The sequence below is a fragment of the Pseudoalteromonas sp. SWN166 genome (assembly GCF_015864485.1).
Classification (GTDB): domain Bacteria; phylum Pseudomonadota; class Gammaproteobacteria; order Enterobacterales; family Alteromonadaceae; genus Pseudoalteromonas.
Genome location: NZ_JADYXB010000062.1, coordinates 1 through 11,444 on the forward strand (window position 1 = coordinate 1; position 11,444 = coordinate 11,444).

Genomic DNA, 11,444 nt, shown 5'->3' on the forward strand with positions numbered 1-11,444 from the left:
AACCAATGACTAAGCATAAAAATACCCTCATAATCAAAAGATGATAAGGGTATTGTGAAGCAACCAAAAGATCGGTCAACCGATCAAAAATACCTTAACTGATCGGTGTTAGCTAAATAGCCGCTCTATTATTTTTAATTTACCTAGTAAATTAAGCGCTTAACGACCCCATATCGATAACAAAACGATAGCGTACGTCAGATTTTTCCATACGCTCGTATGCAGTATTAATTTCGTCAATATTGATCATTTCGCACTCTGGTAGCACGTTATTTTCACCACAAAAGTCGAGCATTTGCTGCGTTTCTGCAATACCACCAATAAGTGAGCCTGCAATACGACGGCGACCCATTAACAGCGGCACCGTGTTTAGCTCTTCTACAGGGCCAACCTGTCCAACGATGATTAGTGCGCCGTCTATGTCTAATAAAGGGGTGTAGATTGAAAGGTCATGCTTAACAGGCACTGTATCAATAATTACATCAAAAGCCGACTGCGACTTTTTCATTTCATCATCGTTTGTTGAAACTAAGTAATGCTGGGCACCCAATTTAACGGCGTCTTCTTTTTTAGATTCGCTACGCCCAACAACAGTAACAATTGCACCCATCGCTACGGCATTTTTAACCGCCATGTGTCCTAAGCCACCGAGGCCAACAACTGCAACACGGCTGCCTTTTTTAACGCCCCATTTATGAAGTGGAGAATACGTAGTAATACCTGCACATAATAGAGGTGCAACGCGTGAAAGCTCTAAATTCTCTGGAATTGAAAGTACGAACTCTTCTCGTACAACCACACTTTTAGAATAACCGCCTTGGGTCATTTCGCCGGTTTCTCTATCTTTACCTGCATAAGTGCCAACCATCCCCTCTCGGCAAAATTGCTCTTCGTTGTTGTCGCACTGATCGCAACTTTTGCATGAATCAACCATGCAGCCCACGCCAACAGTATCACCTTGCTTATATTTTCTAACGTCGCTGCCTACCGAAACAACTTTACCAATAATTTCGTGCCCGGGTACTAATGGGTAGTCACTGCCACCCCAATCATTTCGTACGGCGTGTAAATCTGAATGGCACACACCACAGTATAAAATTTCAATTTCTACATCGTTATTTCGTAAATCGCGGCGCTCAAAAGAAAATTCTGTCAGCTCAGAACCTTGGCTTTTTGCTGCATATCCTACTGTTTTCATAATAACTCCATAGTTTGTAAAAATTTAAGTCAAGTTCACATTAACGTACAAGCCGTGAATACAAACTGACGCTAAAAACAAAAAAGCCCAACAATGTTGGGCTTTAATACGCTAGTAACCTAATACAGGTTAAGTCGTTTTATTTTTCAAGTAAGGTATTTAATTCATTAATAATTGAATGAATGCGCTCGGCATTTTTACCTAAATCACTGCGCCCTACTCGTGATTTACTACGAATATCAACAAAACGTTGGCTGCCTTCATCTTTAATACGAATGACCACATCGTCTTTAAAACCAAACCATGTTGTTGTATCAGTCGCCTCAACAATACCCGTAGCCGTATTTGCACTTACTACAGCAAAACCAAGATTTTTAACTGCTTGCTCGCTTGCTGTCATTAAATCGGCTTTAGATTGTGCAAAGCTTAACGTTGTCAGCTCAGGGTATGCTTTGCGTTGCTGTGCTGCAATTTCTTCACCCGCGTATTCTACTGGGTTAGATGCATTTGCACGTAGTGGCGCAATTGCTACAAACTTTGGAGGGTTAACTAAATCGGTTGAAATGTCATGAATTGCCGGTACGTCTTTAGCTTTGTTCATCATGTTAAGTGGCATAGCAATAGCCACAACCGAAAACACAAGTGCAATAACACCACTGCTTAGCGTTAATGTTTTACGCATAAATAACGCTTGTACTATAAGCAATACCAAAGCAGCGCCACCAGCGTAAACACCAAATTTAAAACCCGCAAATGCAGTGCTAAGTTCTACAATACCAAATTTATACAAAGGCCCTGGCAGTAGTACGAGTAAAAAAGCGATTAAACTAACTAAGCTCACTAAAATTTTCATTTTATGATTCCTATATTGTGTGTGATTTTTATTATTAAAACAGATAAGCACTATTAACGAGTAGGTTATACTGCTAACAAGTGCTTTTAGATTACTATTAGCGACTAATTACACAAAAAAGTCCAATGTTGTGTGATCAAAGTTACTCAAGTTTGGAAATATATCAACAAGCTCTGAGCTTGGCACACCAAACCACTGGGCTAATGTGGCAAAGTATTGCTCATTAGCAACACTTGGTATTAAACGTCCGCCACCGGTATCTTGTGGGCCGTCTAAATGTTGGCTTAGTAGCTCACCATATATATTGCCACCTTTTACAGCGCCGCCCATTACTATTTGATTTCCTGCCCAACCATGGTCAGTGCCATCGCCATTTGAGGTAAGCGTACGACCAAAATCAGACATAGTAAATGCAGTCACTTTATCAGCCATATCAAGCTCTTTCATTGCGCTATCAAACTCACTTAACCCTTGAGCTAGTGTATTTAATAAAGCTGGGTGCGTTGTTAATTGGTTGTCGTGCGTATCAAACCCACCCATAGAAACAAAAAACACTTGGCGCTGAGTACTCAATTTTGCCTGTACACTAATTGTTTTAGCAACCGCTGCAAATTGCTCACTGAGGCTATTATCACTAAATGGAGTAATAAGTGTTGGTGCACTTTCTAACGCGCTGTTCATTGCTTGAGTGTTATTTATCGCACTTGTTAAACCATTCGCGTAAGCAGTACTTAACGGATGGCTCGTATTGCCTAGTAAACGGTTCATAATAGAAGTTACATGTTCACTACGTGGTTGATACCCGCTAAACGCGTTAATGTTACTTATGCCGCTTTTGTTAAGTGCAAATGCATTAGTAGCACTACCCGTTTGCCATAAATTAGTACCGTCGAGTGATATATTAGCCGCAAATTCATCCTGTAACTCTAAGCGTTCTAAAAGCCGTGCACCCCAGCCACTGTTAAGCGATTGTTTTTCTCGGCCATACATCCAAGCAGCTTGTTGATCGTTATGCGAAAATAAATGCTTAGGCAAACCTATTGTTTTATTTTTGTAGTCACTTAATGATGTCGGAGCAAGTAAAGTACCGACTCCACCTATAAATGCTAAATTTTGAGACTCAAACACACTTTGAATAGGTGCAAGTGATGGGTGAATACCTACTCCACCAGCAAACTGGTTTTTAATACTCAGCGCAATAGGATTTTCTACCGCTAGATTTTGCCTGCTTTGCTCGTAAACACTGCGCTGCTCGCCTTCAAGTGGCACCAGCATATTTAACGAGTCGTTCCCGCCATATAAATACACACACACCAATGCTTTGTAATCACCTAGCTCAATGGCATTAGTTGCTCCCGTTAACGCTTGCAGCTGTAAACTTGTTAATGCTGCTGCCGATACGCTACCTTTTACACATAACGACAAAAACTCTCTTCTATTAATGCTCATTATGCGCTCCTAATACTGCACGTTAAATTCAGGTGAAATAGCAATCATATATAACAAATACGAAACCCGCTCACGGTATTGGTCTTCATTAAAATAAGCATCTAAATCAAGTAATGCTTGGCGCGTGTTGCTACTCATTGCGCCTGCAAAATATAACGTGTTGTATTGGGCTAATAACGCACTCACACCGTTTTTCTCTAAAACATTCATGTCGCCTTGAACATAAACATAAATACTATTTGAATTTAAATCACTGCGCGCTTCTGCGGTACTCCATACTAAACTTGCGTAAAGCGCGTTCATGGTGCCAATCAGTGTTGCGTCGTTTGCTATTTGTAATTCTGGTGCAACAATACCTTCACTTCGCAAAGCGGCAGTTTGATAATCAGGCCTAAAAAAGTTAAATACCGAAGCCGACTGCATGGGCCCTTGCCCGTAGCTATTTATTAAATTCCATGTTTTATAATAACCCGCTGGCGATTTAGCATCGAGATTTCGCCAAAACTGTACGGTTTTTAAAATAGGTTCTTTAATTTTACCTTGATAATTTAGCACTGAGCCAAAATGCCGCGCTTCATCATCTAAATAAATAGCCTTTACTACCGCCGCTAAATCGCCGCGCACACCAGCACCATTATCAATAAATACACTAGCTACTCGCTCAACATATTGCGGTGTTGGGTTTGAGGTAATTAATCGCTGAATAAGCTGCTTGCTAATAAACGGCGCAACATTTTGATGGTTAAATAGATTATCGAGGGCGATTTGCAATGACTCTTCTGCTGCATAACCTTGTGGTATAACCTCACCGTTTAGTAAGGTTTTTTGTTTACTAGAATGGTACTCGTCAAACGCTTGCATTGGCTTAATATAATCATGACTTTTACGCTTAAATGTTTCACTATCGGCAAACGTCCAACCTGTAAATACGCGTGCAAAACCCTCTATTTCTAACTGTCCGTAAGTGGCAATGGTATTACCTTGGGCATCAAGCTTGGCGCTACCATCTAGGTTTAGCTCTTCAAGGCCAATAGTAAATAATTGCATTACTTCACGTGCGTAATTTTCATCGGGGCGAATATTGAGTGCATCATCGGCTTTCTCATTCCCTAAGTGACTTAAATAAGTCCCCATTATTGGCGAAAGCGTTACATCTTCAAGTAGTTCACGATAGTTACCAAAAGCATGCTTTAGTAATAAATCGTAATAAGTAACCATACCCTCAGGTTGGCCTCTTAAGGCACTGTTTTCATCCGACACCACTAATATTTCACTTAACGCAAACGCAACACGCTGACGAAGTTGATCGTCACTTTGCATTACTGCTTTCCACCATGAGTCAATGCGGCTTATGTATTTAAAGTCGTTATCGTCATTTTGCTTTACTAAATAATTACGGTGATAATTAATAGGTAACGCTATTTGCTTATCAAGCCATTGCTGCTCGCTTAGCCCTTGTGCGTTTTGTATTTCACTAAGCTTAGGTCCCATTGTTGCTTGATGCAAAAGCCTTGCTGCGCTAACCTCATCCATATTATTACGCGCTGTAAAACTCAGTGTTTTTGCATTACTTGCGCCTTCGTTATCGGTTGCTGTCACCGTAAACGTGTAAGTAACAGGTTTGTAACTTTGTGCCTCGGGAATGGTTAACGTCGTACTTGTTGACTCTAAAGGCTCGCTAAGCACTGTTATGCCAGCAGTTTGTTGCCAAATAACAGATTCAATTGTGCCGTCTTTATCACTGGCTGTTGCTATTAGTTCAACTGTTTGGCCTTTACTAAGGTCGCCGGGTATATCAGCTACTGACAAAATGGGGATTTTATTTCCGTTAACGGTTGGCGTATCATCTGAGCCTGAACCACCACAAGCGCTTAGTATAAAAACCGAGCTTGCGATCAGAGCAAATTTATAATGCATGTAAAGTCGTCATCATTTGTTAATTAAGGTACGTTAGTGTGTACCGAGTTTGATGCATTTATTGAAACACAAAATTTACAATTTAACTCTTTATTTTTTGTAACCGAATCATGAACGCCCCATTAATAATGCACTAGCTGCAGGGGTAAACAGCCAGAGCTTTATTATTTATGAAAACAGAAATTCGCTATCGTTTTGAATCTTCACAAGCTGCTAACCGATTTTTACACGAGCTAAAAAACTGGCCGGTTAACGATGTAAAAACGCGGCTTTTTAATGGCGGCGACAGTGTAAAAGTGACATACGAATACGACGAAAGTGGTTTTGATTACACCTTAGCCGAGCTCGACGACCTAGCAGAAAAGCATGGCGGAAAAGAAGTTTAAATTAAGTAATAACAATAACTAAAGGCAATCTAATGAAAAATAAAGTGTTAAGTTTATTTACAGTAATATGTTTAGCTTTTAGCTTATTAAGCCATGCAGAACCGATTAAAACAAAACCTTTTAGTATTGGTGAAACCTTTACCTTTAAATCAACCACGCTTGAGCAGCAACGCACTATAAACGTTTACTTGCCTAATAGTTATGAGCAATCATGCGATAAGCGTTACCCTGTTATTTACTTACTCGATGGCTCAAAAGATGAAGACTTTATTCATATTACAGGACTTGTACAGTTTGCCTCTTTTTCGTGGATAAATCATATACCCGAAGCCATTGTTGTGGGTATAGCAAATATCGACCGCAAACACGATTTTACATCACCGAGTAATAACGCTCTCGATTTAAAAGATTTACCAACGCATGGTGGCTCAAAAAAGTTCATTAGTTTTATAAACGACGAACTACGCCCACTGATCAATAAAACTTACCGTACCAACTCAACAAGCACTTTAATTGGTCAGTCGTTAGGCGGCCTATTAGCTACCGATATTTTGTTTAATCAGCCTGCAATGTTTAATCATTACGTAATAATTAGCCCAAGCCTATGGTGGGCCGATAATGAATTACTAAATGGCCCTTTTGAGCCAACTACCTTTCCTCAATCGGTTTATATTGGAGTAGGTAAAGAAGGTGAGCTAATGGAAGGTTTAGCAAAGCAATTACATAAAAAAGTAGCGCCTATTCTTAGTAGTAAAAGCCAAGTACAATTTGGCTATTTTGAAAACCTAGATCACACTGAAACACTACATTTAGCGGTATACGATGCTTTTAAAAAAATGAACTATCATCCCGAATAGTTAAGTATGAATAGTTAAATATAAATAATTTCATATATAAAAACGCCAATAATGCACTGCATCATTGGCGTAAAACTATATTGTAACTAACAAAATAAAATTACTCTTCTACAGAAAACTCTACTTTTGATGAAGATGAACTCGCAAGATCCAATACTTCATAATAATTTAAGCCATCAATTTTTTTACCAATAATAAAGTAATTCACTTCATTCATCATGGTAGGGTCGCCTATTATATCTTCTGCGCTTTGCACGTCAGAAAACTGAATTGACATTAAGGCACCTAAAAAGCGCATTGACTCTTGAGGTTGTAATGCCTTTAAAACTTTATTAACTCCTGCCTGAGTTGATTCAGGCGTGGAGCCATCAAACCTAAAATCACTTTTTGTACTAACACATGCACTAAGCATTAATATTGATAATGCGATAAGTAAATGTTTCATAAATATATCCTTATTTGTTTTATTCGCTTATTCGTTTATTCGTTTATTCGTGATATTTGCGGATCATCGCCACTTTGCCGTTTTCAATTTCGATCACTTCCATCATTGTGGAGGTATACTCAATTGGCTGCTTATTTTGCGGATGAATACCTTTTACATCGTTTTTATAACGAATAGCAAAGCCTGTATCGTTAAACACAAATGTATCAAGCAGTGTGCTTTCAAACAACGTGTGCGCGCCTAAGTAAAAGCTCATGCCTTTGCGCATTTGCTTTTTACCATCAGGAGTACGTGAGTCATCGGGTTGATAAGGAATATGCTGATTACCAATATCATCAGTTAACAAAGCAAGATAAGCCTCAAGCTCTTTAGTACCTGCATTAGGTGCTTGTGTAGCGGTCATTGTTTTATAGTACTGCTGCGCAAACGCATTTAAGTCGAGTGGCTTTTCTGCATACGCCGAAAAAGCAGTTACCAAAGCCAAACCTAACGTTAAAAGTAGCCTCATTACTTATTCCCTGTAGTTAAAAATATTGATTTATTTACAGGTACACTATATTAATGCGCTCAATAATAAAACAGGTAACTTTAAGTAATTAATACCAATTGCATTAAATTAGTGTTCATTATAGCGCTAAGAAAATAGCGTAATAACAAGGCAAAAATTACGACATATAGTTGTTCTATATGAATAATTTTTAACGCAGTGAGTGCGCTATTTAATACGATAAAATGATCATGTTTTTAATAAAATTGGTATAAAATCTACATTTTGCTCTTTACTCTATTCGTTGCAACGCTGTTGGCGGGGTCGTCTGGCCAAAAATGTTTAGGGTAGCGGCCTTTCATTTCTTTTTGCACATCGCGGTAACTGCTAGCCCAAAAGTGTGCTAAGTCTTGAGTAAGTTGCAGTGAGCGTTTACCTGGCGATTGTAACTCCATAAGCAGTGGCAGTTTACCGTTGGCAAGCATAGGCGTACTCGTTAAACCATATACTTCTTGCATGCGAACACTGAGCTTTGCGGGGCCATCAAGCTGATATTCTATTTTTACATTTGAGCCACTTGGCACCGTCAAGCGCAGCGGTAACAATGCTTTTAACACCGTTTGTTGCTGCCAATCAAAGCAGTTTTGTAATGCCTCAAAGTAGTTAAACTTTTTAAGCTGCGTGAGCGTTTTAATATCTTCTAAAAATACGCCTAGCCACTGCGCTGCATTTAGAATAAGTTGTTGCTCGTTTATTTGTGGAAATTTATCGGGCAATAACTTACTTGCCAAGCTCATGCGTATTAGTAATTGCTGGGCATCAGCTTGCTCGTTAAATAATGCAAAACCGTGTTTAGTAAATAAGTTAAGCCACGCTTTAGCACGCTCGCTTTTGTCTAGTTTTTGTTTACTAGGCTGGCTGGTAAGCGTTATAGCACCAAGCTTCACTTCATCTTGATGAATAAAGCGTGCGGCTTTTTCGTCAAATTCGCAGCGAGTTAATTCACTAAATAAATGCGGTAAATAGTCTTGTAACTCAAATGGGTTAAGCGCGGTGGCTGCAAATATACGCCCGCCTTTGTGCCCGCCCATTGTTGCTATCGCTAAGTAGTCGTCGCTGTGCCAGTAATCGGCATTTAATTCAGCCCCTGCACCATTGGCAAGTAAGTAACCATTACCGCGCTTTTTAGCAATACGATCGGGATAAGCAAGTGCCACCAGCAAACTTAAATGTTCGGTGTTCAAATCAGCATTTAACTCTTTTACTTTTAAGCGGCTTTGCCAATATTTTAACTGCTGCTTAAATACCGGATGCGGTCGTTGCTGTTGGCTATGAAGCGCTAAACTCAACTCGTTTGCACTGTTTACTCTACTCTCAAGTAAGGCAACTAAATAAATAGCAAGGCGATAAATACCTGTTAACTGCGTATCAAGCATATGGGCTTTTAGTAGCATATGCGCCAAACGAATATCAGCACCAAAACCTAACATTTTACTGCCAAGTGGTGTGAGCTTGCCTTTGCTATCAATAGCTTCAAGCATGTTAAGCAAGTTGCTTGCCTGTACACATTGCTGCTCAGTAGGTTTATCGAGCAAAGTGAGTTCGTCAATACTAGCGCCCCACTGCTTTGCCTCAAGCATAAGTTGGCTTATGTCTGATGTGAGTATTTCGGGATTGTCGTGACTATTACGCCGCTCAAAGGTTTGCTTTGAACCAATTCGATAAACAATACCGGGCTCTATTCGCCCTGCACGCCCTGCGCGCTGCACAGCAGAGGAGCGCGATATACTTTGTGTTGTGAGCTCAGTAACCCCTGTTTTTAAATTAAAGGTCGCCGCACGGCGCTTGCCGCTGTCAATTACAATGCGTATGCCTTCAATAGTTAAACTGGTTTCGGCTACATTAGTAGTAAGCACCACTTTACGCATACCATTTGGCGCGGGAGTAATAGCGGCTTGCTGATTGGCTTTATCTTGCTCGCCAAACAGTGTGGCAACTAAGCAGTTACTGGGTAAATCGCTAAGTGCTTGCTGCACGCGTAGTATTTCAAATTGCCCGGGTAAAAATACCAATGCACTGCCTGTTTGCTCATTAAGCGCTTGTTTTATTATGCTAGGAATTGCATCAAGCCAGCGGCTTTCATCTTTTATGGGTATGTATACTTCGTCTATTGGGTAGCTGCGGCCATTGGATTGAATTACAGGGCAATCAAAAAAAGCAGTGTAACGCTCTGTATCAAGCGTTGCCGACATAAGCATGATGGTTAAATCTTCACGCAGTGCACTTTGAGTTTCTAGCGCAAAGGCAAGTGAGGTATCGGCTGCAATTGAACGTTCATGAAATTCATCAAATATAAGTAAATCAATATCGCTTAATTCAGGGTCGTTTTGCAGCATGCGTGTAAGCATGCCTTCGGTTACTATTTCAAGACGCGTATTAGCGCTTACTTTACTCTCGCCTCTAATCCGCAAACCCACACTTTGCCCAACACTCTCGTTTTGGCACTTTGCTAAATAACTGGCAATATTGCGCGCGGCTAAACGGCGTGGCTCTAGCATTACAATGCGTTTAAAATGCCCGTCGCGCATAAGTTGTAGCGGCAACCACGTAGATTTGCCCGCACCAGGCGGCGCTTGTAATAACGTAATAGGATTACGTTGTAATGTAGTAACGAGTTGTTGATATATGTCTTGAACCGGCAGCACAGCTATTTACCCTAAATTGCTTTGCAGGCATTGTAACAAAAAACCAAAGCCTAGCTGCGATTGATGTTTATTAATAATTGCTATTAACTACCCGATACCATTCTAATTCGATCAGCAGGTACGCGTAATTGCTCCATTAAGTAAGTTTTAAATGAGGCTTCGTAAGGCTGCTCATCGACCGCTTTTTGCATGCATAACAACCATGCATCGCTTTCATCAACACCTACATGTAAATGCTTATGTGCTTGAGGAATATTTATACTGCCAAAATGCTCAGCGTATAATTTAGGACCGCCTAACCAACCCGACAAAAAGTAAGCGAGCTTTTTACGCGATGCCGATAAATTTTTTGAGTGCATGCCTCTTATATGTTCAGCCTCTTTTAAAGTTTCCATATTATCGTAAAACGCATTTACCAGTTGTGTAATACCTGCTAATTCGCCTGCCATTTTGTACGAGTAGTCGCCCACTCCGTATTCATACGTTTTAGTATTCATAACTCACTCAAGTTAGCTACTTTGTTTAATACCTGCATATTAGCTTAAAACAAAAATTTAAGAATGAGTTACATCAAAGCTGCGTAATTTATGTCAGCAATAATTACAGGCTGCTATGTATATTTTTTAATAAAAAGCTCAATATTAAAAACAAAATCGCTCAACATAAAAATATAACCAACTGATAATAAAAACAATAAAATCATTATTATTCATTGGTACAAGGCTTGCTACCTTATAACTGACAGTTAATTCACTAACCTAAAGTAAGGATAAACTTATGAACAGCGATCGTATCGAAGGTAATTGGAAAGAACTTAAAGGTAAGGCTCAACAAAAATGGGGCGATCTTACCAACGACGATTTAGATAAAATTGAAGGTAGCCGTACAGAGCTAGTTGGTAAAATCCAGCAGCAATACGGTAAATCTAAAGAAGAAGCAGAGCGTGAAGTTGATGAGTTTGAAAAAGGTCGTTAAACCGCGTTAACCGCTTTAAAAAAACCGCCATTTTGGCTAACACCATTCAGTTAGGTAGTGTTTAGAAATCTGTGTCATTTCAGTATTATTAAGAAAACAGGAGTGACACATGACTCAATCTTTCGATTTCAACAAAGCATTAGCTGAACTTCAAGCTGGTAAAGGTCTTACT

11 protein-coding genes are annotated in these 11,444 nt (G+C 39.7%); 3 read left to right on the plus strand and 8 right to left on the minus strand.

Annotation, left to right across the window (positions count from 1 at the left end; all coding sequences use genetic code 11):
* Window positions 1–151: 151 nt before the first annotated feature.
* The 4 genes from I6F49_RS19595 to I6F49_RS19610 form a co-directional block, all read right to left on the minus strand.
* Window positions 152–1,198 (minus strand): NAD(P)-dependent alcohol dehydrogenase, encoded by a 1,047-nt coding sequence (locus I6F49_RS19595; RefSeq protein ID WP_197181693.1) that lies wholly within the window; start codon window positions 1,196–1,198, stop codon window positions 152–154.
* Between the two features lie 139 nt (window positions 1,199–1,337).
* The gene (locus I6F49_RS19600; RefSeq protein ID WP_166421910.1) at window positions 1,338–2,051 is read right to left on the minus strand and encodes a DUF1499 domain-containing protein; all 714 of its coding nucleotides are present in this window, start codon (window positions 2,049–2,051) and stop codon (window positions 1,338–1,340) included.
* Window positions 2,052–2,159: 108 nt separating this feature from the next.
* Window positions 2,160–3,500, minus strand: a complete 1,341-nt coding sequence (locus I6F49_RS19605) for a DUF1501 domain-containing protein (RefSeq protein WP_197181694.1) — start codon at window positions 3,498–3,500, stop codon at window positions 2,160–2,162.
* A 9-nt stretch (window positions 3,501–3,509) separates the two neighbouring features.
* Window positions 3,510–5,417 (minus strand): DUF1800 domain-containing protein, encoded by a 1,908-nt coding sequence (locus tag I6F49_RS19610; protein ID WP_197181695.1) that lies wholly within the window; start codon window positions 5,415–5,417, stop codon window positions 3,510–3,512.
* 170 nt (window positions 5,418–5,587) lie between these two features.
* On the opposite strand from I6F49_RS19610, the gene I6F49_RS19615 reads away from it, so the two are divergent.
* Both I6F49_RS19615 and I6F49_RS19620 read left to right on the plus strand, forming a co-directional pair.
* A complete protein-coding gene (locus I6F49_RS19615; protein WP_197181696.1) occupies window positions 5,588–5,803 on the plus strand; it encodes a hypothetical protein in 216 nt (71 codons plus the stop codon).
* Between the two features lie 32 nt (window positions 5,804–5,835).
* A complete protein-coding gene (locus I6F49_RS19620; protein WP_197181697.1) occupies window positions 5,836–6,660 on the plus strand; it encodes an alpha/beta hydrolase in 825 nt (274 codons plus the stop codon).
* 100 nt (window positions 6,661–6,760) lie between these two features.
* On the opposite strand, the gene I6F49_RS19625 is transcribed toward I6F49_RS19620, so the two are convergent.
* From I6F49_RS19625 to I6F49_RS19640, 4 genes are all read right to left on the minus strand, one after another.
* The gene (locus I6F49_RS19625) at window positions 6,761–7,105 is read right to left on the minus strand and encodes a DUF6694 family lipoprotein (RefSeq protein WP_165728507.1); all 345 of its coding nucleotides are present in this window, start codon (window positions 7,103–7,105) and stop codon (window positions 6,761–6,763) included.
* Window positions 7,106–7,148: 43 nt separating this feature from the next.
* Window positions 7,149–7,613 carry a nuclear transport factor 2 family protein gene (locus tag I6F49_RS19630; RefSeq protein ID WP_197181698.1) on the minus strand — a complete coding sequence of 155 codons (465 nt, stop codon included), beginning with the start codon at window positions 7,611–7,613 and terminating at the stop codon, window positions 7,149–7,151.
* 257 nt (window positions 7,614–7,870) lie between these two features.
* Window positions 7,871–10,297 carry an ATP-dependent helicase HrpB gene (gene hrpB, locus I6F49_RS19635; RefSeq protein ID WP_197181699.1) on the minus strand — a complete coding sequence of 809 codons (2,427 nt, stop codon included), beginning with the start codon at window positions 10,295–10,297 and terminating at the stop codon, window positions 7,871–7,873.
* A gap of 83 nt (window positions 10,298–10,380) precedes the next feature.
* Window positions 10,381–10,794: a group II truncated hemoglobin gene (locus I6F49_RS19640; RefSeq protein ID WP_197181700.1), complete on the minus strand. Its 414-nt coding sequence runs from the start codon at window positions 10,792–10,794 to the stop codon at window positions 10,381–10,383.
* A gap of 280 nt (window positions 10,795–11,074) precedes the next feature.
* On the opposite strand from I6F49_RS19640, the gene I6F49_RS19645 reads away from it, so the two are divergent.
* A complete protein-coding gene (locus I6F49_RS19645; RefSeq protein ID WP_007581220.1) occupies window positions 11,075–11,272 on the plus strand; it encodes a CsbD family protein in 198 nt (65 codons plus the stop codon).
* Window positions 11,273–11,444 lie beyond the last annotated feature (172 nt).

Excerpts from the sequence above, each read along its gene's own strand:
- I6F49_RS19630 (WP_197181698.1), bottom strand. The coding sequence starts at position 7,613 with ATGAGGCTACTTTTAACGTTAGGTTTGGCTTTGGTAACTGCTTTTTCG.
- I6F49_RS19595 (WP_197181693.1), bottom strand. The coding sequence starts at position 1,198 with ATGAAAACAGTAGGATATGCAGCAAAAAGCCAAGGTTCTGAGCTGACA.
- I6F49_RS19645 (WP_007581220.1), top strand. The coding sequence starts at position 11,075 with ATGAACAGCGATCGTATCGAAGGTAATTGGAAAGAACTTAAAGGTAAG.
- I6F49_RS19615 (WP_197181696.1), top strand. The coding sequence starts at position 5,588 with ATGAAAACAGAAATTCGCTATCGTTTTGAATCTTCACAAGCTGCTAAC.
- I6F49_RS19600 (WP_166421910.1), bottom strand. The coding sequence starts at position 2,051 with ATGAAAATTTTAGTGAGCTTAGTTAGTTTAATCGCTTTTTTACTCGTA.
- I6F49_RS19610 (WP_197181695.1), bottom strand. The coding sequence starts at position 5,417 with ATGCATTATAAATTTGCTCTGATCGCAAGCTCGGTTTTTATACTAAGC.
- I6F49_RS19605 (WP_197181694.1), bottom strand. The coding sequence starts at position 3,500 with ATGAGCATTAATAGAAGAGAGTTTTTGTCGTTATGTGTAAAAGGTAGC.
- I6F49_RS19625 (WP_165728507.1), bottom strand. The coding sequence starts at position 7,105 with ATGAAACATTTACTTATCGCATTATCAATATTAATGCTTAGTGCATGT.
- I6F49_RS19640 (WP_197181700.1), bottom strand. The coding sequence starts at position 10,794 with ATGAATACTAAAACGTATGAATACGGAGTGGGCGACTACTCGTACAAA.
- I6F49_RS19620 (WP_197181697.1), top strand. The coding sequence starts at position 5,836 with ATGAAAAATAAAGTGTTAAGTTTATTTACAGTAATATGTTTAGCTTTT.